This is a genomic window from Gordonia sp. KTR9, assembly GCF_000143885.2.
Taxonomy (GTDB): domain Bacteria; phylum Actinomycetota; class Actinomycetes; order Mycobacteriales; family Mycobacteriaceae; genus Gordonia.
Genome location: NC_018581.1, coordinates 819936 through 846403, shown reverse-complemented (window position 1 = coordinate 846403; position 26468 = coordinate 819936). Strand labels below are relative to the sequence as shown.

Annotated in this window: 24 protein-coding genes and 1 pseudogene; 11 read left to right on the top strand and 14 right to left on the bottom strand. The window is 68.2% G+C overall.

Annotation, left to right across the window (positions count from 1 at the left end):
- The first annotated feature begins 91 nt into the window (after positions 1-91).
- Positions 92-1639 carry a DHA2 family efflux MFS transporter permease subunit gene (locus KTR9_RS04610; RefSeq protein WP_014925431.1) on the top strand — a complete coding sequence of 516 codons (1548 nt, stop codon included), beginning with the start codon at positions 92-94 and terminating at the stop codon, positions 1637-1639.
- A gap of 186 nt (positions 1640-1825) precedes the next feature.
- On the opposite strand, the gene KTR9_RS04605 is transcribed toward KTR9_RS04610, so the two are convergent.
- Together KTR9_RS04605 and KTR9_RS04600 are read right to left on the bottom strand one after the other, a co-directional pair.
- A complete protein-coding gene (locus tag KTR9_RS04605) occupies positions 1826-3991 on the bottom strand; it encodes a S9 family peptidase (protein WP_044505876.1) in 2166 nt (721 codons plus the stop codon).
- Positions 3988-4887 (bottom strand): phosphoribosylaminoimidazolesuccinocarboxamide synthase, encoded by a 900-nt coding sequence (locus tag KTR9_RS04600; protein WP_044505874.1) that lies wholly within the window; start codon positions 4885-4887, stop codon positions 3988-3990. The genes KTR9_RS04605 and KTR9_RS04600 overlap by 4 nt, the downstream gene beginning before the upstream one ends.
- 89 nt (positions 4888-4976) lie before the next feature.
- Here KTR9_RS04600 and KTR9_RS04595 point away from each other — a divergent pair, with 89 nt between their 5' ends.
- Positions 4977-5264 (top strand): SelT/SelW/SelH family protein, encoded by a 288-nt coding sequence (locus KTR9_RS04595; RefSeq protein ID WP_014925428.1) that lies wholly within the window; start codon positions 4977-4979, stop codon positions 5262-5264.
- A gap of 61 nt (positions 5265-5325) precedes the next feature.
- Here the strand turns inward: KTR9_RS04595 and purB are convergent, their stop codons facing one another.
- The 3 genes from purB to KTR9_RS04580 form a co-directional block, all read right to left on the bottom strand.
- Positions 5326-6753, bottom strand: coding sequence for an adenylosuccinate lyase (gene purB, locus KTR9_RS04590; RefSeq protein ID WP_014925427.1), 1428 nt, complete (start codon positions 6751-6753; stop codon positions 5326-5328).
- A 98-nt stretch (positions 6754-6851) separates the two neighbouring features.
- On the bottom strand, positions 6852-7253 hold the full coding sequence (locus tag KTR9_RS04585) for a hypothetical protein (RefSeq protein WP_014925426.1): 402 nt from the start codon (positions 7251-7253) through the stop codon (positions 6852-6854).
- 91 nt (positions 7254-7344) lie between these two features.
- Entirely contained in the window at positions 7345-7938 is a 594-nt protein-coding gene (locus tag KTR9_RS04580) for a TetR/AcrR family transcriptional regulator (protein ID WP_193363251.1), read from the bottom strand.
- A gap of 251 nt (positions 7939-8189) precedes the next feature.
- Between KTR9_RS04580 and KTR9_RS04575 the strand changes: the two genes are divergently transcribed.
- The 3 genes from KTR9_RS04575 (at position 8190) to KTR9_RS04565 (ending at position 10593) form a co-directional block, all read left to right on the top strand.
- Positions 8190-8945, top strand: a complete 756-nt coding sequence (locus tag KTR9_RS04575; RefSeq protein ID WP_044505864.1) for a DUF6882 domain-containing protein — start codon at positions 8190-8192, stop codon at positions 8943-8945.
- A gap of 70 nt (positions 8946-9015) precedes the next feature.
- A complete protein-coding gene (locus KTR9_RS04570) occupies positions 9016-9498 on the top strand; it encodes a nucleoside deaminase (protein WP_014925422.1) in 483 nt (160 codons plus the stop codon).
- 132 nt (positions 9499-9630) lie between these two features.
- Positions 9631-10593: an alpha/beta hydrolase gene (locus KTR9_RS04565; RefSeq protein ID WP_014925421.1), complete on the top strand. Its 963-nt coding sequence runs from the start codon at positions 9631-9633 to the stop codon at positions 10591-10593.
- 12 nt (positions 10594-10605) lie between these two features.
- Here the strand turns inward: KTR9_RS04565 and purD are convergent, their stop codons facing one another.
- From purD to KTR9_RS04550, 3 genes are all read right to left on the bottom strand, one after another.
- Entirely contained in the window at positions 10606-11859 is a 1254-nt protein-coding gene (gene purD, locus KTR9_RS04560; protein WP_193363226.1) for a phosphoribosylamine--glycine ligase, read from the bottom strand.
- Positions 11860-11985: 126 nt separating this feature from the next.
- Complete coding sequence (locus KTR9_RS04555) at positions 11986-14046, bottom strand: ArnT family glycosyltransferase (protein ID WP_014925419.1); 2061 nt, start codon at positions 14044-14046, stop codon at positions 11986-11988.
- Positions 14043-15308, bottom strand: a complete 1266-nt coding sequence (locus tag KTR9_RS04550) for a bifunctional glycosyltransferase family 2/GtrA family protein (RefSeq protein ID WP_044505862.1) — start codon at positions 15306-15308, stop codon at positions 14043-14045. The genes KTR9_RS04555 and KTR9_RS04550 overlap by 4 nt, the downstream gene beginning before the upstream one ends.
- Positions 15309-15435: 127 nt before the next feature.
- On the opposite strand from KTR9_RS04550, the gene KTR9_RS04545 reads away from it, so the two are divergent.
- Complete coding sequence (locus KTR9_RS04545; RefSeq protein WP_044505860.1) at positions 15436-17556, top strand: RecQ family ATP-dependent DNA helicase; 2121 nt, start codon at positions 15436-15438, stop codon at positions 17554-17556.
- A 90-nt stretch (positions 17557-17646) separates the two neighbouring features.
- On the opposite strand, the gene KTR9_RS04540 is transcribed toward KTR9_RS04545, so the two are convergent.
- Positions 17647-18072 carry an HIT family protein gene (locus KTR9_RS04540; RefSeq protein WP_014925416.1) on the bottom strand — a complete coding sequence of 142 codons (426 nt, stop codon included), beginning with the start codon at positions 18070-18072 and terminating at the stop codon, positions 17647-17649.
- Positions 18073-18171: 99 nt separating this feature from the next.
- Here KTR9_RS04540 and KTR9_RS04535 point away from each other — a divergent pair, with 99 nt between their 5' ends.
- A complete protein-coding gene (locus tag KTR9_RS04535; protein WP_443134915.1) occupies positions 18172-19272 on the top strand; it encodes a DNA adenine methylase in 1101 nt (366 codons plus the stop codon).
- 34 nt (positions 19273-19306) lie between these two features.
- Positions 19307-20136, top strand: a pseudogene (locus tag KTR9_RS04530) (hypothetical protein).
- Here KTR9_RS04530 and KTR9_RS04525 read toward each other — a convergent pair.
- From KTR9_RS04525 to KTR9_RS04510, 4 genes are all read right to left on the bottom strand, one after another.
- Entirely contained in the window at positions 20133-21614 is a 1482-nt protein-coding gene (locus KTR9_RS04525; RefSeq protein ID WP_014925413.1) for a sensor histidine kinase, read from the bottom strand. The pseudogene KTR9_RS04530 and the gene KTR9_RS04525 sit on opposite strands and share 4 nt — an antisense overlap.
- Positions 21607-22329 carry a response regulator transcription factor gene (locus KTR9_RS04520; protein WP_010844180.1) on the bottom strand — a complete coding sequence of 241 codons (723 nt, stop codon included), beginning with the start codon at positions 22327-22329 and terminating at the stop codon, positions 21607-21609. Before KTR9_RS04520 ends, KTR9_RS04525 begins: the two co-directional genes overlap by 8 nt.
- A gap of 94 nt (positions 22330-22423) precedes the next feature.
- Positions 22424-23110 carry a DUF899 domain-containing protein gene (locus KTR9_RS04515; protein WP_014925412.1) on the bottom strand — a complete coding sequence of 229 codons (687 nt, stop codon included), beginning with the start codon at positions 23108-23110 and terminating at the stop codon, positions 22424-22426.
- Between the two features lie 108 nt (positions 23111-23218).
- Positions 23219-23428, bottom strand: a complete 210-nt coding sequence (locus KTR9_RS04510; protein WP_010844178.1) for a hypothetical protein — start codon at positions 23426-23428, stop codon at positions 23219-23221.
- 148 nt (positions 23429-23576) lie between these two features.
- Between KTR9_RS04510 and KTR9_RS04505 the strand changes: the two genes are divergently transcribed.
- Positions 23577-23816, top strand: a complete 240-nt coding sequence (locus tag KTR9_RS04505) for a three-helix bundle dimerization domain-containing protein (RefSeq protein WP_010844177.1) — start codon at positions 23577-23579, stop codon at positions 23814-23816.
- 39 nt (positions 23817-23855) lie between these two features.
- On the opposite strand, the gene KTR9_RS04500 is transcribed toward KTR9_RS04505, so the two are convergent.
- Positions 23856-24218, bottom strand: a complete 363-nt coding sequence (locus KTR9_RS04500) for an Rv2640c family ArsR-like transcriptional regulator (protein ID WP_010844176.1) — start codon at positions 24216-24218, stop codon at positions 23856-23858.
- 100 nt (positions 24219-24318) lie between these two features.
- Between KTR9_RS04500 and KTR9_RS04495 the strand changes: the two genes are divergently transcribed.
- Both KTR9_RS04495 and KTR9_RS04490 read left to right on the top strand, forming a co-directional pair.
- A complete protein-coding gene (locus tag KTR9_RS04495; protein WP_014925410.1) occupies positions 24319-24801 on the top strand; it encodes an ArsI/CadI family heavy metal resistance metalloenzyme in 483 nt (160 codons plus the stop codon).
- 46 nt (positions 24802-24847) lie between these two features.
- Positions 24848-26365, top strand: coding sequence for a DUF222 domain-containing protein (locus KTR9_RS04490; protein ID WP_014925409.1), 1518 nt, complete (start codon positions 24848-24850; stop codon positions 26363-26365).
- Positions 26366-26468: the final 103 nt, after the last annotated feature.

The window sequence follows — 26468 nt, the reverse complement described above, 5'->3', positions numbered from 1 at the left end:
CCGACCTGCAGGGGTCGATCGAGCCCGACAGACGATCTGCCGCGGGTGACCCCGCATGCTCATCTCACGTCCGACCGATAGGAACACCCGAATGACTTCATCCACAGGTGGTCACCTGCACGAGGGCCCACCGGACACCAAGCTGGACCGACATGTCCTGTTGGTCGCCGGCGTGGTCGTGCTCGGCGCGATCATGTCGATCCTCGACGTCACCGTGGTGGCCGTCGCGCAGAACACCTTTCAGCAGGAGTTCAACACCGATGCGGCGGGAGCCGCCTGGACCGCGACCGGCTACACACTGGCGCTGGCGGCGGTGATCCCCCTGTCGAGTTGGGCCGCATCGCGTTTCGGCACCAAACGGGTCTATCTCGTCTCGCTGGTGCTGTTCACGCTCGGCTCCGTGCTGTGCGCACTCGCCCCGAACATCGGGATGCTTGTGGCGTTCCGCGTGATCCAGGGACTCGGCGGCGGCATGCTGATGCCCGTCGGCATGATGATGCTGACCAAGGCAGCCGGCCCCGAGCGTGTCGGCTCGGTGATGGCCGTTCTCGGTATCCCGATGCTCCTCGGTCCGATCTCGGGTCCGATCCTCGGCGGCGTCCTCATCGAGCAGCTCAGCTGGCACTGGATCTTCCTGATCAACGTCCCCATCGGCATCGTCGCGCTCGTCTACTCATGGATCGTGCTGCGTGACGACGCCGAGACCAGTCGGCCCTCCTTCGATGTCGTCGGCCTGTTGCTGCTGTCGCCTGGCCTGGCACTGTTCCTGTTCGGCATCTCCTCGAGTGCCGAGCACCGCACCTTCATGTCCGGAACGGTTCTGATCCCGATGATCGTCGGCGCGATTCTGATCGTCGCCTTCATCGTCCATGCCCTGAAGAAGAAGAACCCGCTGCTCGACCTGCGCCTCTTCGCCAATCGGACGCTGAGTGTCTCGGTCATCACGATGGTGCTGTTCATGGTCGCGTTCTTCGGTGCGGCGCTGCTGTTCCCGCAGTACTTCATCGGCGTGCGCGGCGAGTCCACGCTGACCGCGGGCCTGCTGCTCGCGCCGCAGGGCATCGGAGCGATGCTGACCATGCCCATCGCGGGACGACTCACCGACAAGATGGGTCCGGGCAAGTTCGTGCTCGTCGGCATCGTGTTGATCGTGTTGGGACTCAGCACGTTCATGTTCCTCGGCGCCGACACCTCCTACTGGCTGATCTGCGGTTCCCTGTTCGTCCAGGGTCTCGGAATGGGCATGACGATGATGCCGATCATGTCCGCGGCGCTGGCAACCCTGAGCAACAAGCAGGTGCCCGACGGGTCGACGCTGCTCAACGTGATCCAGCAGTCCGCGACGTCCATCGGCACCGCGGTGATCTCGGTGATCCTGGCCGCGAGCCTGGCGAGCAGGCCCGAAGCCGGTCTCGCGATCATGGCGAACACCTCCGACGCACCGCTCCCGCCGGGCGCACCGGATCCGTTGCCGGAGTCGTTCTTCGAGACCGCCGCGGACGTGTTCTCCAACACGTTCACCATCTCGGTGGTCCTGATCGTGCTCACCTTGATCCCGGCGTTCTTCCTGCCGCGCAAGAAGATCGCTTCACCGCTCACCGAAGAGGACGTGGACCGCGGTCCGATCATGATGCACTGACGGCCCTGCTGGTCGAGCTCGACGGCCCTGCTGGTCGAGCCTGTCGAGACCACACGACGAAGCCCCGTTCGACTCGGTCGAACGGGGCTTCGTCGTTTCGACAAGCTCAACCAGCGGGAGGGGAACTCAACCAGCGGGAGGGGAACTCAACCAGCGGGAGGGGAACTCAACCAGCGGGAGGGGGACTCAACCGGCGGTGCGGCCGAGTGCGCCGGACTGCTGGAGGATCCACGCCAGCTCGAACGCCACTTCTTCCCACTGCTTGTAGCGCCCACTGACGCCGCCGTGACCGGCCGACATCTCGGTCTTGAGCAGGACCGGGTTGTCGGATGTGGACTTCTCCTGAAGCCGCGCAACCCATTTCGCCGCCTCGGTGAACAACACCCGGGTGTCGTTCAGCGACGTCTGCGCGAGAATGGGCGGGTACGGCTTCGCCTCGACGTTCTCATAGGGCGTGTAGGTCTTCATGTACTCGTAGACCTTCGGGTCGTGCAACGGGTCACCCCACTCGTCCCACTCGATCACCGTGAGGGGCAGGGACGGATCGAGGATCGAGTTCAGGGCGTCGACGAACGGCACCGACGCCAGAATCCCGTTGAACAACTCGGGCGCCAGGTTCGCGACCGCACCCATCAGCAGTCCGCCCGCGGACCCGCCCTCGGCGACCATCTGCTGCGGTGTCGTCCAACCGGTGTCGACGAGATGACGGGCCGCCGCGACGAAGTCGGTGAAGGTGTTGCGCTTGCTGAGTTCCTTGCCGTTCTCGTACCAGTGGCGACCCATCTCGCCGCCGCCGCGGATGTGGGCCAGGACGAACACCATGCCGCGGTCGAGCATCGACAGTCGCGCCACCGAGAAGTATGGGTCGATGCTCGCCTCGTAGGAGCCGTAGCCGTACAGCAGCAGCGGGGCGGGCTTGGCGGCGTCGGTCTCCTTGCGGCGCACCACCGACAGCGGGATGCGGGTGCCGTCCTCGGCGACGGCCCACTCCCGGGACTGCACGTAGTCGGCCGGGTCGTAGCCGCCCAGGACCGGCTGCCGCTTGAGCAGGGTCCGCTCGCCGGAGGCGACGTCGAGCTCGAACAGTTCGGCCGGCTCGATGAAGCTGCCGTACCCGATGCGGAGCTTGGGGGCACTCCATTCCGGGTTGGCCCCGAGGCCCGCCGAACTCAGCTCCTGATCGAAGGTGACCTCGGCGAAGTCCGACTCGGACGGGATGCCGTCGATCTGGCGGAGATCGGCGATCGCGAGCCGCGGCAGTGCATCCCGGCGGTAGGACAGGACCAGGTAGTCGGCGAAGGCGTCGAGATCCTCGATCCGGCGCTGCGGGTCGTGCGCGATGAGTTCCCGGCGTGCGGGCGGATCGTCGACGGGTGCGAGGTCGATGGCGAAGTTCTCCGCCTTCTGCCCGTCCCGGACATCGTTGTGCACGATGACGAGGTAGTCCTCGCCGTCGATGACCGCATGTTCGACGCTGTACTCGACTCCGTCGACTCGCGGTGCGACACTGCGGAACTCACCGGTCGGGTCGTCGGCGGCGAGCAGATAGCTCTCCGAGGTGATCTTGGAACCGACACCGATGACCAGGTATTTGTCACTTCGCGTGGTGCCCATCCCGACCCAGAACCGCTCGTCGGGCTCGTGGAAGACCTTCACATCGGCCGAGCCGGCGCCGATGTCGTGGCGCCACACCGTGTCCGGACGCCACGCGGCATCGACCGTCGAGTAGAAGACGTGCCGGGCGTCCGCCGACCAGACCGCGCCCCCCGACGTGTCGCGCACCTCGTCGGGGAGAAGCTCGCCACTGCGAAGGTCCTTGACGCGCAGGGTGTATCGCTCGTCTCCGACGACGTCGATGCTGTAGGCCAGCCAGTTCCCGTCGTCGCTGACGGTCAGCGCCCCGAGGCTGAAGAAGTCATGGCCCTCGGCCTCGACATTGGCGTCGAGCAGGATCTCCTCGCCGGGCAGCGGGTCGTCGCCGACCTCCGGCGGGGTCCAGTCGTCGTCGGACCGGATCGGACAGCGGCAGGACGTCGAATACTGCTTGCCCTCATGGGTGCGCCCGTAGTACCAGTACCGGCCGCGCCGGTTGGGCACCGACATGTCGGTTTCCTTGGTACGACTCTTGATCTCGTCGAAGATCTGCGCGCGCAGGTCCGCCAGCTGGGCCGTGTGCGATTCGGTGAAGGCGTTCTGCGCCTCGAGGTAGGCGATCACCTCTGGATCGTCCTTGTCGCGCAACCATTCGTAATCGTCGACGAAGGTGTCGCCGTGGTGGGTGCGCTCGGTCGGCACCTTCTTGGCGACCGGCGGGGTCGCGTCGTGGACGGCCACGGTCTTCTCCTCGGTCACGAGACCACCTCCGCGTCGGGCCAGTCGGCAAAGGACTTCTGCGAGATCCACTCGTAGGCATCAATGTAACGCTGGCGCGTGCGGTCGACGACGTCGTCGGGCAGCTCCGGCGGCGCCTCGTCGGACGCTCTGTCCCAACCGGATTCCGCACTCGTGAGCCAATTCCGCACGATCTGCTTGTCGAAGCTCGGCTGCACCTTGCCCGGCTCGTAGGTGGCGGCCTCCCAGTACCGCGACGAGTCGGGGGTGAGCACCTCGTCGGCCAGGACGAGTTCCCCGTCGGCCCCGCGGCCGAACTCGAACTTGGTGTCGGCGAGGATGATTCCGCGCTCGGCGGCGACCGCCGCGCCGCGTGCGTAGATGTCGAGTGTGGCCGACCGCAACGCCTGCGCCAGCTCCTGCCCCTCCTGCTCGACGACCCGCTCGAAACTGATGTTCTCGTCGTGCTCACCCTGCTCCGCCTTGGTGGCCGGGGTGAAGATCGGTTCGGGCAGCTTGCTCGCCTCCGCCAGACCTGCCGGCAGTTCGACGCCGCACACCGCTCCGGTCGCCTGGTAGTCGAGCAGGCCCGAGCCGGTCAGGTAGCCGCGGGCGACGCATTCGACCTGCACCATGGGCAGTCGGCGGACCACCATCGACCGGCCCAGCACACGTGCCGGGATACGGTCGTCGGTCGGCCCGCCGGCCAGGTGGTTGGGCACCCCGAGCTCGTCGAACCAGTAGAAGCTCATCGCCGTCAATATGCGTCCCTTGTCGGGGATCGCGGGACTGAGGACGTGGTCGTAGGCCGAGATCCGGTCGGACGCCACCAGCAGCAGGGTGTCGGCGTCGATCTCGTAGATCTCGCGGACCTTCCCCGACGCCAGATGCCGGTAGGACTGCAGTTCAGGACGCATGGACTCGACCCTAGAGGGTGAGGTGTCCACGCGGGGCGGCAGGGACCTCCCGTCCGGCCCCGGGCCGCGGGGTCTGCGATCCTGGACCGATGAGCGAGCCGCATATCACCATCACCTACTGCACGCAGTGCAACTGGCTGCTGCGAGCGTCGTGGATGGCCTCGGAACTGCTCAACACCTTCGGCACCGAGATCGGCTCGGTGACACTCGTCCCCGGCACCGGTGGCGTGTTCGTCATCGACGTCGACGGCACCCAGATCTGGGAACGCAAGCGTGACGGCGGCTTCCCCGGCGCTCCCGAACTCAAACGGCGGGTCCGCGACACCGCCCTGCCGGACTGGCAGCTCGGGCACGGCGACGCCACCGCGCCAGAATGACCCCGATCCCTGAGGAGCCCCGGAGCTTGCGGAGGGGCGTCACGAAGGGTCGACAGACGTACTAGAGAATCGGCGCCGGCGTGTAACCGGCGGCGTCCGGGTACTGCCCGATGATCTTCTCCGCGGCCGCGATCACATCGGCGACCTGCTGCTCGGCGGCACCCACGAAGGCGGTCTTGTCGGCCAGCAGCTCGTCGAGCTGGGCCCGGTCGAGCGGAAGACGATCGTCGGCGGCGAGCCGGTCGAGCAGGTCGGGTTCCCGCCCTTCCTCTCGCATGGCCAGTGCGACGGCGACGGCGTTCTCCTTGATCGCCTCGTGCGCGGTCTCCCGGCCGACACCGGCGCGGACCGCGGCCATCAGGACCTTCGTGGTCGCCAGGAACGGCAGGTACCGGTCGAGTTCGTTGGCGATCACCGCCGGGTAGGCGCCGAACTCGGCGAGAACGGTCAGGAAGGTCTCCATCAGTCCGTCGATCGCGAAGAAGGCGTCGGGCAGGGCCACGCGGCGCACCACCGAGCAGAAGACGTCGCCCTCGTTCCATTGCGCGCCGGCCAGTTCCGCGGCCATCGAGCCGTAACCCCGGAGCACGACGGCGAGCCCGTTGACGCGCTCACAGCTGCGGGTGTTCATCTTGTGCGGCATCGCCGAGCTGCCGACCTGGCCGGGCTGGAAGCCCTCGGTCACGAGCTCGTGGCCGGCCATCAGTCGGATGGTGTGGGCCAGCGACGACGGCGCCGCGGCCATCTGCACGAGAGCCGAGACCACATCGTGGTCGAGCGAACGAGGGTAGATCTGGCCGACCGAGGTGAACGAGCGCGCGAACCCGAGATGGGCGGCGACGCGGTCCTCGAGGTCGGCGAGTTTGGTGGCGTCGCCGCCGAGCAGGTCGAGCATGTCCTGCGAGGTGCCCATCGGACCCTTGATACCGCGCAGTGGATAGCGATCGATGAGCTCGCGCAGCCGGGTCAGCGCGATCATGAGTTCGTCGGCCGCCGAGGCGAACCGCTTGCCGAGGGTGGTCGCCTGGGCGGCGACGTTGTGACTGCGCCCGGCCATGACCGTCGAGGAGTAGTCGGCCGCCAGGGCGACGATGCGGGCCAGCACCGCGACCCCGTGCGCGTGGACATGCTCGAGTGACCGCAGGATCTGCAGCTGCTCGACGTTCTCGGTGAGATCCCGGCTCGTCATGCCCTTGTGGATCTGCTCGTGACCGGCCAGGGCGTTGAACTCCTCGATCCGGGCCTTCACGTCGTGGCGGGTGACCCGTTCACGTTCGGCGATCGACGCGAGGTCGACCTGGTCGACGACGCGCTCGTAATCCTCGATGGCGTCCGCCGGTACGTCGATGCCGAGGTCGCGCTGAGCCTTCAGCACCGCGATCCACAGTCGCCGTTCGAGTTCGATCTTGGTGGTCGCCGACCACAGCTCGGCGAGGTCGGCGGAGGCATAGCGGCTGGCCAGGACGTTGGCGATGGCGGGCTTCGACACCCGCCCAGTGTAGGTTGCCGCCGAAGACAAACCGAAACCACTGTTCGGTCCACCTTCGGTCTGGTCGCGGTCCACCTGCGGTCGGACCACCGTCGGACTCAGAAGGCGAAGCACGCCCCGTTGGAGCCGTATCCCTGCCGCACGCGGACGAACGTCGGCTGCGAGACCTTCCCGTTCTGCACGGCATACAGGTACTTGTCGCCGATGCGGTGCGGGACCCAGGTGGTCGAGGCGAGCGCGCCCTGGGGCAGGTCGCGTCCCACGAAGCGCGGTGGCAGGCCCGCCTTGACCTCGAAGAACTCGACCCAACCGGACGAGTTGACCGCGACCGTCAGCGGATACGTGCAGCCGGTGCCGTACACCGCCGAGGAGAGCGGGACCGACGCATCGACCCGGCCGGCCGGCGCCGCCTGCGCCGACGGGGCCAGCAGTGCGGTCGTGCTCATCACCGCCGCGCCGAGTGCGGCTCCGATCCCCAGAATCCACCGTCGTCCCGACACACGATCCCCTTCCCCGTTTGGTGACCTGACGCTCCATCGTGTCATCGTCACGCGGACCACGCGGCCGATTCACGAGGTTCGCCCTGGGGGATCACTCCCGAGGGGCGAGGACGTCGACGATGTCGAGCAGTGCGTCGCGCACGGCGTCGACGGGCCGCACCGCGGTCTGGCTGAGCGCGCCGACGATGGCACCGTCTTCGATGCCGATCAGTTGCGCGATGTGCACGGGGTCGGCGACACGGTGGGATTTGACCAGCACCTCGCAGTGATGGAGGGCCAGCGACTGTCCCCGCGCGGCGACGACGTCGCGCAGGAGGGGGTGGCGCGCCGCGAGCGCGATCATCTCGTATCGCGCGGACAGTTGCTGGAGGGTGGTGTCGGAGCCGACGAAGACGTCGGCGAGCACGCCCGCCGTCGCCGCGCTCCCCCGGTGTCGTCGCGGAAGAGCGTTGCAGCGCGCGGAGACTGCGGCCTCGTCGTGCGCGCACAGGTTGGCGGCGGCCTCGGCCATGAGGTCGTCGAGCGAGCCGAAGTAGTAGGTCGTCGACGCCAACGGGAGCTGCGCGCGCTCGGCCACCGCACGATGACGCACGGCGTCGAAGCCGCCTTCGAGCAACAGCTCACCGGCAGCCTCGATCAATCGAGACCGCCGCCGCGCACCCTTCGGTGTCGCTGCCGAGGTCATCATGGATGTTCATGCTGCCAAAGGGTCGGTACCGTCGTATCGCTTTCACGAAAGCGGCGCACGCGCAGGAGGATTCCCGTATAAGTCCGCTGACCTCCAGGAACGTCCGTTTCGATGTCGCCCGCTCGCTGCGCTCCCGGTGCGGACCGATGTCGCCCGCTCGCTGCGCTCCCGGCTGCGGCCCGGCGGCCTCGTCAGTCGGACATCGGACACCGGGGTACGACGCCCATGCCCGCGGTTACCGTGAGCGCATGCAGTTCGACGGCCTCCATGCTGTCGCCGATTACGCGGCGCTCTACACCTGTCTGCGACAGGTCGCGTTCGCCGGTTTCCTCCGCGAGCGGCTGGGGAACTTCGTAGCGCGCTGCGACCCGGCGGAGCGGGCCGTCGTCTTCACCTCGACATCCCCTCCCGGCCAGGATGGGCAGCACGATCCGTTCCGTTCGCGGGCCATCCTGATCGCGGTGATCGAAACGGACGCGATCGTGTGGGGCTGGGCTCATCCCCGCGGCGAACCGTCCGGTCCCGCATCCGCGCTACGGGACGTCGGTGCCCGATTCGGCGTCGACGACTTCGCCGTTCCCCGGGTGCCGTTGCCGCCCAACCTGTCCCGCGATCAGATCACCGGCTACCGGACGCAGGCGATCGACATCGTGGCCGCGGCCGCGGTCGAGAGCACCGGGATCAGTCCGTACTGGACGGCACGACTCGACGACGGGGAACTCGCGGTGTACCTCCTCGACGACGTCGCACTCCCCGAACCGAGCTTCGCCGACTTCGCCACGACGATGCCGACGGTGATGAGATCTCTTGCGGTCAACGATCATCGGGTGGCGATCCACGGGATGGCCGCGCGGCGCGGCTGGCACATCAGCTGGCGGACCGGTTCCGACGGCGGCCGGTCGCCGATCTGCGACGTCACCGACGGTGAGTCGGTGGCACACGTCGAGTTCGACCGGCGCGCGCGGCCCGTCGACTTCAGCTGTGAACTCGTCGGGCAGGCCTGACCCCCGCGGCTTTCTCCGCCCCTGTCCTCCGACCACGTCGCCGGTGGCGAACCGTGCGACCATCGGGGACATGTCCCCCGACGACCGTGACGACATCCATCTCCGGCGTGCGATCGAGCTCGCCGCCCAGGCCCGCGCCCGCGGCGATCATCCGTTCGGCTCTCTTCTGGTGGCGCCGGACGGCGGCGTCGTGGCCGAAGGCATGAACTCCGTCGACACCGCGGGTGACCCGACCGGGCACGCCGAGACCAACGTCGTGCGCGCGGTGGGGCACCTCGACCTCGCGACCCGGGCCGAGCTGACGCTGTACACCAGCACCGAACCGTGCGCCATGTGCTCGGGAGCGATCTACTGGGCCGGGATCGGCACCGTCGTCTATGCACTCGGCGAGGACGACCTGCGGGAGATGACCGGCGACGACCCCGCGAATCCGACGCTGGCGATGCCGTGCCGCCGGATCTTCGACGCAGGCAGCCGACCGATCGTCGTCCGTGGTCCGGTCGCCCTCGACGCGGCACGCGAGGTCCATGCCGGATTCTGGCAACACGGTTGAGATCTGCGGCGATCGCTGTCCTGCGAACGACCGTCGTACGCGCCGCGGATGAGCCAGATTCCTCACATCGGCGCGCGGCGGGCGCCGATCCGTTGCCGCGAGACGGGGGTCGGCCATTACCCTGTTGACTCGATGACCCGAGTGCCGCCACCCACCAGCGATCCCGACGACCGCAGCAGTCCCGACGAGACCCGCCGCGCCGTCGTCGGTCGTCGTGCTGTCCTGGCGGCCGGACTCGGCGCCGCCGCGCTCGGGGTCGCCGCGTGCTCGAGCTCGACCCCGCCGACGTCCGTGCAGCCACGCAACCTGGAGGGCCGGGCCGACGACGAACTGCCGGTCGAGGCCTCGCCGCCGCCGGTCACCGGGGGTCCGCCGCTGATCACGGGCAGCTTCCGGTCCGCTCGGATGGGCGGCCGCGACACGCGGTGGGCTGTCGCCCGGCCGAACGGGGTCACGGGCAGGCTCCCCGTCGTCGTCGTCCTGCACGCGCTGAACACCAACGAGAAATCGATCTTCGGACCGAAGCTCGAGATGCAGACGGTGATGCAGCAGTACGTCGACGCCGGAAACGCGCCGTTCGCTCTGGCGGCCGCCGACGTCGGGCGCAATTACTACCACCGGCGCACCGACGGCACCGACGGCGGCGCCATGATCCTCGACGAATTCCTGCCGATGCTGGCCGGCAACCCCGACCTGGATCTGTCGACCGAGCGGATCGGGCTCTTCGGCTGGTCGATGGGCGGCTACGGCGCGCTGCGCCTGGCCGCGATGCTGGGGTCGCCGCGGGTCGCCGCGGTGGCGGTCAGCTCGCCCGCGATGTGGGCCGACCCGCGCAACTTCCCGCCTCGCGCCTTCGACGGCATCGCCGACTATCAGGCCAACTCGCTGTTCGGCGCCCAGCCGAAGTTCGCGAAGATCCCGCTGCTGATCAACATCGGCTCGAGCGACCAGTTCTACACCTACACGCGCCAGTGGGCCGCCGGTCTCCGCCCGCCCGCCGCCTTCGGGACCGCGGCCGGGGGTCACACCAACCGCTACTGGCGCAGCGTCCTGCCCGAGCAGGTCGAGTTCCTCGGGCGCAACCTGGCTGTCTGACCCGGGTTTCGCTCAGATGCCGATCCGGCCCTCGAGGGCGTTGCGGCCGATGTCGCTGCGGAAGTGGGAACCGGGGAGCTTGATGTTCGCGATGCGCGCGTAGGCCTGCTCGCGGGCCTCGGCGAGGTCGGCGCCGGTGCCCACCACGGCGAGAACCCGTCCGCCGGAGGAGACGACGGCGCCATCGTCGTTGAGCGCGGTGCCGGCGTGCAGCACCCCGTCGGCGTCGGCACCGGTGATGATGTCGCCGGTCCGCGGCTTGCCGGGATAGTTCTCCGCCGCGACCACCACGGTGACCGCGGCGCCGTCGCGCCACTGCAGTGGCGGCAGATCGGCGAGGGTACCGGTCGCGGTCGCGTGCAACGCCTGCCCGAGTGGGGATTCGAGCAGAGCCAGCACGGCCTGGGTCTCCGGATCGCCGAAGCGGCAGTTGAATTCGACGACGGCGGGTCCGTCCGACCCGATCGCCAGGCCCGCGTACAGCAGACCGGAGAACGGGATACCGCGTCGAACCATCTCGGCGGCAACGGGTTTCACGACCTCGTCGACGATGCGCGCGGTCATCTCGGCGGGCAACCAGGGCAGCGGCGTGTAGGCGCCCATGCCGCCGGTGTTCGGTCCGGCGTCGTTGTCGCCGACCCGCTTGTGGTCCTGCGCGGGGAGCAACGGCACCACGGTCTCGCCGTCGACGAGGCAGAACAGCGACACCTCCGGCCCGTCGAGGAAGCTCTCCAGGAGAACCGGGTGCCCGCTCTCCAGGCACTCGGCGGCGTGGTCGCGGGCGATGACGCGGTTTTCGGTGACGACGACGCCCTTGCCGGCCGCGAGGCCGTCGTCCTTGACGACCCACGTGGGTCCGAAACGATCGAGAGCGGCGTCGAGCCGAGCAGGGTTGTCGACGATCTCCGCGTGGGCGGTTTTGACCCCCGCAGCCGCCATCACGTCCTTGGCGAACGCCTTGGACCCCTCGATCTGTGCGGCCTGCGCACTCGGGCCGAAGGTGGCGATCCCGTCGGCGCGCAGTGCGTCGGCAACGCCGAGGACCAGGGGCACCTCGGGACCGATGACCACGAGGTCGGCGTCGATCTCACGCGCCAGGGCGACGACGGCGTCGCCGGAGACGGCGTCGACGGGATGGTTCGTGGCGATCGACGAGGTGCCGGCGTTACCGGGGGCGACGTGCAGGTCGGTGACCGCCGGATCGTTCCGGAGACCGATGAGGAGGGCATGTTCGCGGCCGCCCGAGCCGATCACGAGTACGCGCACGTCCACGACTCTAACGGTCGCTCCCCGGGGCCGGCCGAACGGTCGTCGACGTCGAACAGCGGGACGCCGACGGGCAGCAGGCGTCGGGGCACGACGCCTGCTGCCGTTCGCCGGTGAGCGAGCCGGTCAGCTCGTGGGCATGGTGAGGTCGTACATGGGCACGCCGTCGACGGTGACGGCGGTGAAGTTCTCCTGCACCCAGGTGCTGATCTGCGACGACGGTTGGGTCGAGTTCCCACCCATGCCGGGACCCGAGCCGCCGACGAAGTAGTGGATCTCCTTCGCGGCGACGAGCTCTTGGAATTCCGCCAGCGTCGGCGACGGGTCACTTCCGTTGAACCCGCCGATCGGCATCACCGAGTGGCCGGTCTCGAGCTGGTACCCGGAGGCCGACATCGACCCGACGGCAGCGGCGACCCAGGTGTAGTCGCCGGCGTCGGCACTCAGTGTGTCGACGACGGCCGCCGAGGGGGTCGACCCGCGCAGCAGTCCCCCACCGCCACGACCGTCCGCGCCCTGCTGGGTCATGCCGGGCATCCCCTGGCCGCCGGGACCACCCATGCCCTGCGGAGGCGTCGCGGGCATGCCCCGACCTGCGGGTCCACCCGGGCCTCCCCGCCCACCGGGGCCGCCCTGTCCACCGGGGCCGAACTCGCCGTCGACCCGGGGTCCGGCGGTGATGATGGATCCGCTCTTCTCGGTCGCGATGGTGTCCACGGTGTAGGCCACCGGGCCGGCCAGACCGGCCATGACGGCCCCGACGAGGGCTGCGGCCGCGATGCTCCGACGCCGGGCGAAGACCATGGCCACCGCCGCGGCGAGCCCGACGACGAGGACGGCGAACCGGAGCCACGGCACGAAGTCGGGAGTGCGGCCCAGCAGGACATGGCCCCAGATCGCGGCGATCGCAACGGAAATCCCCAGCGCGATCCGCACCCACAACCGGTCCCGGCGCGACCAGCACACCGCGGCGCCACCGGCGACGACTGCGGCGACCGCGGGAGCCAGTGCCGCGGTGTAGTACTGGTGGAAGATCCCGGCCATGAAGCTGAAAACACCCATCGTGACAAGCAGCCAGAGCGCCCAGACGACCAGATACGCACGCCGCGGGTCGGTACGTCGGGCCCTCCCGATGAGCACGAGCGCCACGACGGCGAGAAGCAGTCCCGTCGGGATGAGCCAGGCGATCTGACCGCCCTGCGCGGGTTCGAACATCCGCAGCCAGCCGGTCTCACCCCATGCGCCACCGCCACCGCCGCCGGGACCACCCATGCCACCGCCCATGCCCTCCATGGCGTTTCCGCCACCACCGGGCACGACGGCACCGGTCTCGTTGCCGTTGAGCCGGCCGAGGCCGTTGTAGCCGAGGGTCAGTTCGAGGATCGAGTTGTTCTGCGAGCCACCGATGTACGGGCGCGACGACGCGGGCCACAGCTCGACCGCCAGAATCCACCAGCCCGCACTGACGACCATCGCGCCCAGCGCGGCGAACAGCTGCCCGACCCGGTGCAACCACCCGCGTGGGCCGAAGGCGAGGTAGGTGACCGCCAGCGGCGGCACGATCAGCATGACCTGGAGCTGTTTGGTGAGGAAGCCGAATCCGACGAACACCCCGGTCAGGATCAGCCACCGCCAGCGACCGTCCTCGAGCCCCTTCATCATCGACCAGACGGCCGCGACCATCAGCAGGATGAGCAGCGCCTCGGGATTGTCGAAGCGGAACATCATCGCCGCGACCGGTGTCACCGCGAGGATCGCTCCCGCGAGGATGCCGGCCCAGTGGCCGAGGTACTTCCGGGTGATCAGGTAGAGCAGCGCCACCGAGGCGACGCCCATCAGCGCCTCGGGCACCAGGATGGACCACGAGTTCACCCCGAAGATCCGCGCGCTGAGACCCGGAATCCACAGCGAGGCAGGCGGTTTGTCGACCGTGATGGAGTTCGCCATGTCCGAGGACCCGAAGAACCAGGCCTTCCACGACTGCGAGCCGGCTTGAATGGCCGCCGAGTAGAAGGAATTGGCCCACCCGTTGATCGACAGGTTCCACAGGTAGCCGACCGTGGTGCCGATCAACAGCAGCGCCAGCGAGAGACGTTCCCAGCGAGTGTTTTCGGAGGCCGGACCTGTGGCTCCCGAGGGATTCTCGGGTGCAACGGAATTCGACGGCGGAACGAGGGTGGTGCTCATGCGACGACCTCCGTGTGGTGAGTGGCCGCCTTGCGGAACACCCAGCGGAGACCGATGAACCGGGTGAGTGTGGCCACCAGGTTCGCGGTCACCAGGATCATGAGTTCGATGTGTTTGGTCGCGTCGGGAGCGACGGTGTGGAGCACGAGCAGTGCACCCGAGGTGACCAGCCAGCCGAAGAGGAAGACGCCCAGACCGAAGAGCTGATGGCGCAATGCGTTGTCACGGCCGCGGATGCCGAAGCTGAACCGCCGGTTGGCGGCGGTGTTGAGGACGGCGGTGATCGCGAGGGCGACCACATTCGAGATCTGGGCGCCGAGGAAGGAGTGGAGCGCCAGGAACAGCACGGCGTAGGCCAGCGTCGAGGCGACGCCCACCACGCAGAAACGCGCCAGTTGCCCGACCAAGCCCGTCGGCACCCCGTCGAGCTGCGGTCCCGCGGCCCGGTCCCGGCCGATGGACTCGCGCAGTTCAGCGATCGGCAACCGACCCATCGCCAGCGCGAGACCCACGCGCGCACAACCTTTGAGGTCGGCGATCGCCGTCGGCACGATGTCGACGGTGCTGTCGGGGTCGTCGACCCAGTCCACCGGCACCTCCGCGATACGCAGACCGATCTGCTCGGCGAGAACCAGGAGTTCAGTGTCGAAGAACCAGCCGGTGTCGGCGACGAACGGCAGCAGCTCGCGCGCGATGTCGGTCCGCACCGCCTTGAACCCGCACTGGGCGTCGGAGAACCTGGCCCCCATCGCGGTACGCAGCATCAGGTTGTACGAGCGGGAGATGAACTCGCGCTTGGGTCCCCGGACGACGCGCGCGGACCGGCTGAGGCGCGTGCCGATCGCGATGTCGGAATGCCGTGAGACGAGAGGGGCGATGAGCGGCATGAGGGCGTTGAGATCGGTCGACAGGTCGACGTCGCAGTAGGCGACGATCTCGGCATCGCTGTGCTGCCACACCGCGCTCAGCGCGCGACCGCGTCCCTTCTGCTCCAGATGGACGACGCGCATGCCGTCGAGCTCACCCGCCAGTGCGACGGCGATGGCGAGGGTGTCGTCGGTGCTGGCGTTGTCGGCGATGGTGATGCGCGAGGCGTAGGGCACGTGCAGACGCAGGTGATCGGCGAGGCGACGCACCGACGACGCGATGTCGGCCTGTTCGTTGTGAACGGGTACGACGATGTCGAGTACCGGATTCGGCGTGGAGGTGTCGGTGAGTGTGTACATCTGCGCGGTGGTGCCCGGCGGTGCTTCTGGGATCATGCGGACCACAGTGGGCTCCCAGCCTCGCGTCACCCTGCGTGCGAGCTACCGGGTTCCTGTGAACGCCTGACCGGGGCGTGTGGACGGACACCGGGGGCGTGTCCGAGGCCGCAACTACATTGGGCACATGCCCGCAACCCTCGCCCCGGATCAGCTGACCGCCGCCAACCGCGTCATCACCAGCCTGGCCGGTGAGGGCGCCGCGCTGCGTGAGGATCAGCTCCGGGCCGTGACCGCGCTGGCCGGCCGCCCCGTCGACCCCGCCGAGCGCGGCGCGCGGGTCCTGGTGGTCCAGGCGACGGGATGGGGCAAGTCGGCGGTCTACTGGTCGGCGACCGCGATCATCCGGGCCGGTGGCGGTGGGCCGACCCTCATCGTGTCGCCGCTGCTGTCCCTCATGCGCGACCAGGTCTCGGCAGCCGCCCGCGGCGGGTTGTCGGCGGCCACGCTCAACTCGTCGAACGTCGACGAGTGGTCGACGATCGAGGCGCAGCTGCGGGCCGGCGACCTCGACGTCCTGCTCGTGTCACCCGAACGGCTCGCCAACCCGGGCTTCGGCCGCCGAGTCCTCGACGCCCTCGCCGGCAACCTGGGTCTGCTCGTCATCGACGAGGCGCACGCGGTCTCCGACTGGGGTCACGATTTCCGTCCGGACTACCGCCGCGTGGCGGACGTGCTGCGCACCGTCAACCCGACCACGCCGGTGCTGGCCACCACCGCCACCGCCAACGCGCGTGTCACCGCCGACGTCGCCGCCCAGCTCGATGCCGGCACCGCCGGCGAGCCGACCCTCGTCCTCCGCGGGCCGCTCGCACGGAAGTCGCTGCACCTCAACGTCATCGACGGACTGTCGCCGGTCCAGCGGTACGGCTGGGTGGCGCAGTCGCTGCCCGCCCTCCCGGGCTCGGGCATCGTGTACGTGCTGACCGTCGCCGACGCCGACCGTCTGGTCGAGGCCATCCGAGCCGTCCACGGCGACGCGGTCAAGGTGGCCGCCTACACCGGCCAGCTCGACGCCGACCGTCGCCACGAACTCGAGGACGCACTGCTCCGCAACGAGGTCAAGGCGCTGGTCGCGACGTCGGCACTCGGAATGGGTTATGACAAACCCGATCTCGGCTTCGTGGTGCATGTCGGGTCACCACCGTCGCCGGTCTCCTACTACCAGCAGGTCGGTCGTGCCGGGCGCGCCCTCGACGATGCCGTCGTCATGCTCCTGGCGTCGCAGACCGACGACCGGATCTGGGATCACTTCGCGACCGCGACGATCCCCGACCCGGACAAGATGCGCGACCTCCTCAGCGCCCTGGACGCCGCGGACGAGCCGCAGTCGGTGGTTCAGCTCGAGGCCGCAACCCGGTTCCGTCGTACCCGGATCGAATTGATGCTCAAGCAACTGGCCGTGGACGGCGTCACCGACCGGACCCCCGACGGGTGGGTCGTCACCGGCAAGCCCTGGACCTACGACGCCGCGCACTACGACGGCATACTCGCCGTACGCCGCCGGGAGGCCGACATCATGCGCGCCTACATCGCGGGGCGCACCTGCTTGATGCGGCTCCTGACCGAATCGCTGGACGATCCCCAGGCCGCGGACTGCGGGCGATGCTCGGTCTGCCGCGGCGCGCTCAGCGACGGACTCACCGACACCGTCGACGACGAGACCGTCCGCACCGTCACGTCGACGCTCCGCCGCAAGGCGCAGACCCTGGATCCGCGCAAGATGTGGCCGGGCGGCGAATTCGGCCGTCGCGGAAGAATTCCCGCAGACCTGCTCGCCGCGCCGGGGCGCGTCCTGGCCCACGCCGACGCCCCGGAGTGGGTCGAGGTGCTCGCCGCCGCCCGCAACGGGAACGAGCGAGCGGTGGCCGAGTTGGGCGACGCCGCGGTCGCGACACTGTCCGCGTGGGTGCGCGACACCGGCATCCGCGCCGACGTCATCGTGTCACTACGCCTGACCGGCACCGCACTCGCCGAGACCCTGGCCGAACACCTGCGGAAGGTCGGAAAACGCGATGGCGGCAGTTTCCCCGTGCGCATGGGTGACCCACCCGCCGACGCGACCGGCGCCGTCGAAGCCGCCTACTGGCGGGACCATCTCGGCGACCCGCCCGACGTCGCGGGCCGCAACGTGATGCTCGTGGTCGACGCCAACAGTTCGGGCTGGCCGATCACCCTGGCCGCCGCCGCCCTCCGCGAAGCGGGCGCGACCGCGGTGTTACCCCTGCTGATCCACCGGACGGTGTGAGCTCTCCGCAAACCCACCCTTTTTCGGCAAACCCACACCCCTGCGAGGGGGTGGGTTTGCCGAAAAGTGGTGGGTTTGCAGACGGTGGGGTCAGTCGGCGACGTACTCGCCGTAGCCGAGGGAACGCAGGCTCGCGCGGATCTTCTCGGCCGCGGCGTCGAGGTCCTCGGGACGGGGGTTCTTGTTCGCGTTGGCGAGGTCGAAGGTCTGCATCGACAGCGCCGGGAAGACGTGGACGTGCACGTGTGGCACTTCGAGGCCGACGATCAGCAGACCCATCCGGGGAGCGTCGAAGGCGTCCTTGACCGCGCGTCCCACGTTCTGCGCGACCGCACTGAGATGGGCGAACGCGGCGGTGTCCATCTGCTCCCAGTGATCGACCTCGGCACGGGGAACCACCAGGACGTGACCGGGCGTGACCGGTTCGATGGTGAGGAACGCGACCGCCTCGCCGTCCTTCCAGACGAACCGGCCGGGGAGATCGCCGTTGATGATCATGCTGAAGACCGATGCCATGGGCGCGAGTCTAGTGGTGTGCCTCGGAGACAGATGACCCCCACGGCCACGGCGGGTGTCGTCGGCGAAAGTGTCGGGGTTCCATGACATCCTTTCGGTGTGAGTGGGCCAGAGTCATCCGGGGCGGGACGAACCCCCCGATCCGTCGTCGGATCCAGCGACGTCCTGGCCCGCGCCCAACGGTTCCCGCGTCTTCGGTACATGGGGTCGAAGTACCGTCTGCTGCCCCATCTCGAACGCACCTTCGCCGAGATCGGCGGGTCCACCGCGGTCGATGCGTTCTCCGGTTCCGGAGTTGTGTCCTACCTGCTGAAGGCGCAGGGCTTCGAGGTCGTCAGCAACGACTTCCTCAACTTCCCGCACATCATCACCCGCGCGTCGGTTGCCAATTCGAGTGTCCGGCTGGAGCCCGAACTGATCGAGGCGATCTGCGGTCCCGCCGCCGACGATCGCGACTACATCTCACGGACCTTCGACGGTCTGTACTTCACCACGGAGGACCGCGCCTTCCTCGACTCGGCGTGGTCGCACGTCGACGCCTTGCGCGGGTACCGCCGCGACCTCGCGATCGCCGCCCTGGTCCTCTCGGCCGCACGCAAACAACCACGTGGCGTGTTCACCTTCACCGACTCGACGCGCTACGCCGACGGCCGGCGCGATCTGACCATGTCCTTGCGCGACCACTTCCGTCTCCGGGCCGCCGGGGACTACAACGCCACGGTGTTCAGCAACGCGCGCAGCAGCCGCAGCGTCCAGGGCGACATCTTCGACCTCGAACTGCCGTGGTCCGCACCGCCGGATCTGGTCTACCTCGACCCTCCGTACGCGCCACCGACCGACGACAACGACTACATCAAGCGCTATCACTTCCTCGAGGGATTGTCGGCCTACTGGCGCGGCATGAGCATCATGGAGAACACCAAGACCAAGAAGCTGCCGAAACGCTTCACCCCGTTCGCCTACAAGCGGACCATCGAGGACGCCCTCTTGCGCACCTTCGAGCATTTCGAGGGCGCCGGCGCGATCGTGCTGTCGTACTCGTCGAATGCGTTGCCCGGCAAGGATCGGATCGTCGACCTGCTCGGGAAGGTCAAGCCGTCGGTGGAGGTCATCGCGATCGACCACAAGTACAGTTTCGGCACCCACGCGGCCGCGACGCGCCGCGACGTCAGCGAGTACCTCTTCATCGGCCGGGACTGACCGGCGGATACCCACTGACGACACGGCGACACACATGAGCACCGCGGGCGACTTCGACGACTACCTCACATCGTTGGGACGGTTGACCTCTCATGTGGACCCGACCGCGTCGACGCCGGAGGCAGAGCGGATCACCCAGGCCACCGCGCGCCTCGGCGAACTCCTCGACACCGACATCGCAGGTCTCGCGGCCTGGGTGAGGGACAACCCCACAGACGTCCCCGTCCTCGGCCTCGCGGTCGGGCTGTCCCAGGAGAAGCTGAAGAACGCGCTGCGCGACCGGTTCGACACCAGCGGCTGGCACGGGCGCAGCCGGTCGAGCTGGTGACCTGGCTCGACACCGAGTTCGACCTCGTCCGCATGCTGCGCACCCAGTTGTCGCGCACGTTCACCTTCGCCGACATACTCGTGGCGCGCGCCGGCACCCGCGCCACCGCCACGCGCGCGGGAGCGTCGGGTCGGCGTATCGAGGACGAGATCGAGGACATCGCCCGCGACATCGGACTCGACTACGTCACCCGGTCGCGGTTCGCGGGACGCAACGGGCGGACCGCGCCCGCCGACCTGATCGTCGGCGACCCGTCGTCGGCCGACATCGTGGTTGCGGCCAAGGGTTTCGACTCGACCGGCTCCAAACTCACCGACGCGGTTCGCGAGATCGAGGAGATGGCCGAGGTGCGGTTGCCGACCCAGCTGGTTCTCGCGGTGATCGACGGGATCGGCTGGAAGTCACGGCAGTCGGACCTGCGCCGCATCCACCAGCTGTGGGTGACACGCCAGATCGACGGGATGTACACACTCGTCGGACTCGACCGGTTCCGCGACGACGTCACCGACTTCGCGAAGCTCCGGCGGTTGATCTAGTCGACGTCGGCGAGCGGCAGTCTCACCCAGAACGACGCTCCCGCACCAGGACTCGTGTCGACGCCCACCCGCCCGCCGTGCGCGGCCACCAGGGCGGCGACGATCGACAGACCCAGACCGCTACCACCGCCGTCGCCGCGGTGTCGCGAGGAGTCACCGCGGTAGAACCGCTCGAAGACGTGCTCGGCATCCTCCGCCGTGAGTCCCGGGCCGGTGTCGGTGACGGTCAGCACCGCCTCACCGGTGTCCGGACGGTCGTCGACGGTCACCCCGACCGTGATCGAGGCGTCGGTCGGCGTGTGGTTCACGGCGTTACCGATGAGGTTGCGCAGCACCTGCACCAGCCGCGGCCCGTCGCCGAGGACCACCGGCGGACGATCGCCCGCGACGACGTCGAGTCGGATCTCACGATCGGGCGCGGCGGCCCGTGCGCTCTGCACGGCGTCGGCGGCCAGGCCGAGCAGGTCCACGGGCGCGGAATCGACAGGACGCGCGGCATCGAGTCGCGCGAGCATCAGCAGGTCCTCCACCAGCAGGTTCATCCGGCCGGCCTCGTCGTCGATGCGTCGCATCGCATCGGTGACATCGGGAAGATCGGGGACATCGGCAACGCCGTGCTGTGAATAGAGTTCGGCGAAGCCCTTGATGGACGTGAGCGGTGTCCGCAATTCGTGGCTGGCGTCGGCGACGAAGCGTCGCATCCGCTCCTCGGAGGCGCGCGCCTGCTGTTCGGATGCGGCGGTCGAGGCGAAGGCGTGCTGGATCTGCCCGAGCATCCGGTTCAGCGAGTCCGACAGACTGCCGACCTCGGTGTTGGCCGGCGCCGGCGGGACGCGCCGGGTCAGGTTCCCCTCCGCGATCTCGTGCGCGGTCTCCTCGACCCGCCGCAGCGGACGCAGACCGGTGCGCACCAGGACATAGCTCAGCACCCCGATCAGCAGGACGACCAGCACACCGATCCCGATCTGCAGCCAGATCAGCCTGCTCACCGTGTCGTCGATGTCGGACATCGGCGTGGCCACGATGGATCTGCCGAAGCTGTTGCTACGCTTGACAACCCGCCATTGCGGGCCGTCTCCGTCGACGGACGGGACGGTCACGGGTCCGGCGTTGTCGCGGGCCAGTCCGTCGAGGTCGGGGGCGTCGTCGAACTGGTTGTAGACATTGTCGGTCGAGACCCCACCGGGACCGTAGACGATGGACTCGACGTAATAGGGCGACGGCGGCCGGCGCGGTCCGGGCGGGCCGGGTCCGTCGCCGAGGAATCCACGGGGTTCGGCCCACGTGCGTATCGCGTTCGTCAGTCCCTCGTCGGCGCGCGCGATGAGGTCCTGACGCATCGACGAGGTCACCGCGATCCCGGAGGCGAGCAGCCCGACGGCGACGAGCAACACGGTCAGGGCCACCAGCGAGATCCGCAGCGGAACACCGCGCTTGCGCGTCCCGCGACCGGTGCCGGCCACCACCCGATCAGTCACGGGGCTCTCGCATCACGTAACCCACTCCGCGGAGGGTGTGGATGAGTCGCTTGTCGCCGGTGTCCAGTTTGCGTCGCAGGTACGACACATAGGATTCGACGACGTTCACCTCTCCCCCGAAGTCGTAGTTCCAGACATGGTCGAGGATGCGCGGTTTGGACAGCACCGTGCCCGCATTGACCATGAAGTAGCGCAGCAGGGTGAACTCCGTCGGCGAGAGCGGAACCAACTCGCCCGCCTTGAACACCTCGTGGGTCTCGTCGTCGAGTTCGATGTCGGCGAAGGTGATCTTCGACGACGCGCGCTGCTGATCATCGAAACCGCTGCGCCGCAACAGCACCTGCAGGCGGGCCACGACCTCTTCGAGGCTGAACGGTTTGGTCACGTAGTCGTCGCCGCCGATGGTCAGGCCGTTGATCTTGTCCTCCACCGTGTCCCGCGCCGACAGGAACAGCGCGGGCGCCTCCACCCCGTCGGCACGCAGGCGGCGCAGGAGCCCGAACCCGTCCATCCCCGGCATCATCACGTCGAGGACGAGGACGTCGGGTTTGGCGGCGCGGCACCTGTCGAGGGCCGCCGGACCGTCGGCGGCGGTCTCGACCTCGTACCCCTGGAATTTCAGCGACACCGACAACAGCTGACGGATGTTCTCCTCGTCGTCGACGACGAGGACCTTCGCGCCGCGCGTGCCGTTCTGATTCGCCGCTTCACTCACACGATCAGACTCCCAGGACGCCCTGGTATCTCACTGTAGGCACGCTGGGAGATTCCTGTGAGCGTTGACCAGCGGTTTCACCGAGGCCGCAGCCTCACGCGTCGGGGTGACCGTACGCCGCGGCGATCTCTTCCGAACCGCGCCAGCGGGAGTAGGTCGGGCTCTGTGGCCATCCGTCCGGAGAGTCCTGCCACTCCTCCTGACGCCCGTAGGGCAGCACGTCGAGGAGTCCGAACGTGAAGCCGAGCTGTTCGGTGCCGCGTCCGGTGGAATGCCAGGTGCGGTACACCGTATCGCCGTCTCGGAGGAAGACGTTGACCGCGAACCCTTCCCCCGGCGCGGCATCGACATCCGCCGAGAAGGTCGTACCCGCCGAGGAATACCAGTCCATCCGATTGCCGACGCGCTGCTTGTAGGCAAGCACCTCCTCGATCGGCCCGTGCGTGATGATGACGAAGCGCGCGTCGTAGTCGGCGAGGTAGTCGAGCCGGCTGAACTGGGTGGTGAAGCCGGTGCAACCCGGGCACTGGAACTCGGCGCCGTCGGTCCACATGTGGTTGTAGACGATCAGCTGTGAGCGTCCGTCGAAGACATCGACCAGCCGAACCGGTCCGTCGGGCCCGGTCAGGACATAGTCGTCCATCTCGACCATGGGGAGTCGGCGACGCTGCGCGGCGACGGCGTCGAGTTCGCGGGTCGCCGCCTTCTCGCGGCGGCGCAGGTCGGCCAGCGCCGTCGCCCAGGTCTCGCGGTCGGCCACGGGTGGGAGTGCCGTACTCACGACGATGCCTCTCGCATGACAGTGCCTTTCGCTCGGTGATGAGAACAGTTCACCGGGTAAGACCCGCCCTTGCTCCGGAATTCATCGCACCGCGGGAACGGCACCTGCCTAGGCGGTGAGTTCGTAGGCCGCCTGGAGCCGGCGCACGTGCTCGCGGACCTCGTACAGTTCCCGGCGCGCGGTTCGCAGAGCCTTCTCGCCGCCTCGACCGGCCTGCAGGCTCTCCACGAGTGAGTCGGCGACGCGTTCCAGCTCGTCAACCAGCACCCGGGCCTGCGCCTGTGCGACGGGATCGACAGATCGTCGCGAGCGAACCATGGGGTCATCGTAGGTTCTTCGATCGTTAACCGCTCGCGGAACCGCCGTCCACCGACCGGGGTGGAACGTCGATGGCGGCGAGATGAACGATCGATGAACCTCTTCATCGTGACGGTCCACATTGTCGCGTTCAGACTAAATTGTGTCCATGGATGCCCATGACGAGCGTCGTCAGATCAGCGAAGTCCAGGACCGGCTCATCGGCCTCTACTCGCACCGTTCGCCCAACGACGTCGCCGCCGCGGTCGAGAAGGCATACCAGCACTTCGACGGCACCGAGGTCCGCGACTTCGTGCCACTCCTCGTCGAACGACGCGCGAACAAGGACCTCGGCGGCACCGACGTCATGGCCGATCCCGCCTCGGTCCCGCCGCACGTCGGGGAATGACCGAAACGGGGGATGACACCGTGCGGCCCGGTCACGTGGTCAGCAACAGCCGGTGGTGGCGCTGAGGACATTGCGGAGAGCTTCCAGCGATTCGGGTCTCGACCGGTAATAGACGTTCATCCCGCGACGCTCGGGCGAGACCATCCCGGCTTTTCGCAGCTGACCCAGATGGTGGCTCGTCGTCGCCTCGGTGAGTCCGACGGCTGTCGCGAGGTCGCACGTGCAGATCCCGTCGCCGTCGTCGGCGAGGAGGATCGAGACGAGCTTGATCCGCGCAGGGTCGGCAAGAGCCTTGAGCCGCAACGCGATCTCGAGAGCAGTGGCGTCGTCGAGTGGTGCCGCCGACACCGGCGCACAACAGATGGGGGCACTGATGTCGACCATCGGCAAGGTCTTCGGCATGATCCGACCCTACCCCTCCTATTGACATATGTCGAAAAGGTGGCATCCTGCAAGGACGACCCCGATTAGACATATATCTCACAGGTAAAGGTGGCTCGTCATGTCCCGTATCCAGCTCGCACTCAATGTCGATGATCTCGGTGCCGCCGTCGAGTTCTACGCCAAGCTGTTCGACACCGCCCCGGCAAAACGGAAGCCCGGTTACGCGAACTTCGCGATCGCCGAACCTCCGTTGAAGCTGGTGCTTCTGGAGAACCCGGGCCACGGCGGCACCATCAACCACCTCGGCGTCGAAGTCGAGTCGAGCGAGAAGGTGCACTCCGAGATCGCCCGACTCTCCGGTGAAGGCCTGTTCACGCAGGAGGAGATCAACTCGACCTGTTGCTTCGCGACCCAGGACAAGGTGTGGGTGACCGGCCCGAGCGACGAGAAATGGGAGGTCTACACCGTGCTCGCCGACTCCGAGACCTTCGGCGTCAGCCCGAAGTTGTTGGAAGCGAACGAAGTCGACGGAGATCAACAGGGCGCGGCGTGTTGCGGTGGCGCCTCCGATTCACCCGGCGCCCGCACGGCCTGCTGCTGAACGAGCGCAGCTCATTCTTGTCGGTGGGTGCCCGTATGTTTGAGTCATGCAGTTCGGGGGTGACGGCGCAGCCACTTCGGGCGAGAGGCTCGAGGCCGAGTCCTCGCTGCCCGCAGCGCTTTCCGACTTCGAGTTGTCTCCCGGGGAGCTCGTCGACGTCATCACCCACTGCGCGTCGATCACCTCCGCGGCCTCCTACCGGCTCCTGACTGCGGCGAGCCTGCTGCACGAAGAACGCGAACTCGACTACCAGCTGCGCCGCACCGAACACCACGACGGCCAGGCCCCGTCCGAAGACGAACTGCACCGGCGCGCGGCCGACGCCGCCGCCGGGATCGATCCGTACGCCGAGTACGGGCCCGATGGATTCGACCAGGCCACCGCCGAACTCGGTGCCGCACTGATGATCCCCGCCGCCCAAGCCCGTGACCTCATCCGCGTCGGCGATGTCCTGCGTTACCGGCTCATGCTCACCGGCAACACCCTGGCGTGCGCGCGGATCGACCAGCGACGTTTCACCATCGCCATGAAGCGCACCGACTTCGTGCCCGATGCCGACATGCAGACCGTCGATGCTCATCTGGCCGAGGCGATCCTGGCCCGCCCACCGATGTCGACCACCCAGTTCACCATCCTGGTCGACTCGATCGTCGCCAAGCATGCCCCCGATGCCGTTCGCCGACGTCGCGAACGCGCCGGCGACGACCGCAAGATCATCATCGCACCCGACCGATTCACACCCGGCCAGTCCCGCATCACCGGCACCCTTCCGATCACCGACGCCGCCGAACTCAACACCCAGCTCGACGCGATGGCCGCCGCAGTGCATCACGACGACCCTCGCACCACACAGCAACGACGCGTCGACGCCCTGATCGCGCTCGCCGCCCACCTCGATGTGCTTCCGTGCCGCTGCCCACACTGCGCGCCCGCACCGGTCGACCTCGACGACCCGCAAGCCGAAACAGGCCTGGAGACAGACGGTCTCGATGCAGGCCCGACATCCGACGCCGGCTATGCGCCTGTGCCTGTGCCGGTGCCGGTGCCGGTACCGGTGCCGACGTTCCACATCGTGGTGAACCTGTCGACGCTGCTCGGCCGCGACGACGACCCCGGGTTCCTCGACGGCCACGGCCTCATCGACGCCGACACCATGCGATCACTGCTCGCCGACGCGCAACGCTCTTTCGTCAACGCCGACGCCGGCGCCGATGCCGCAGCCGGCTCCCGATACGCCCCGAGCCGCAAGCTGCAGACCCTGGTGCGCTGCGGTGAGCTGTGCTGCACCTTCCCCGGCTGCAACTCACCGGTGTGGACGGCCGATCTCGACCACACCATCGGCGTTCGACCACGAATCACCACGGGCCGGTGGTCGGACGTCGCAGCGCAACCTCAAGCCGCTGTGCCGTTTTCACCACCGGATCAAGACCTTCGGCATGTGGAAGGACTACCAGGACGAGTACATGACAGCCTGGTTCCAGTCACCGACCGGACACACCTTCGTCGGCAACGCGTTCAACGGCCGCGACCTGTTCGGCTACCTCGTTCCCGGACGCCCGCCTGATCATCCGGCGCGCAGCAAGCTCGCCGAGCAGCGAGAAACCCGCACCACCGCCCACCGTCGCGAGGTCGACGCGTGGAACGCCGCCAACCCACCACCGTTCTGA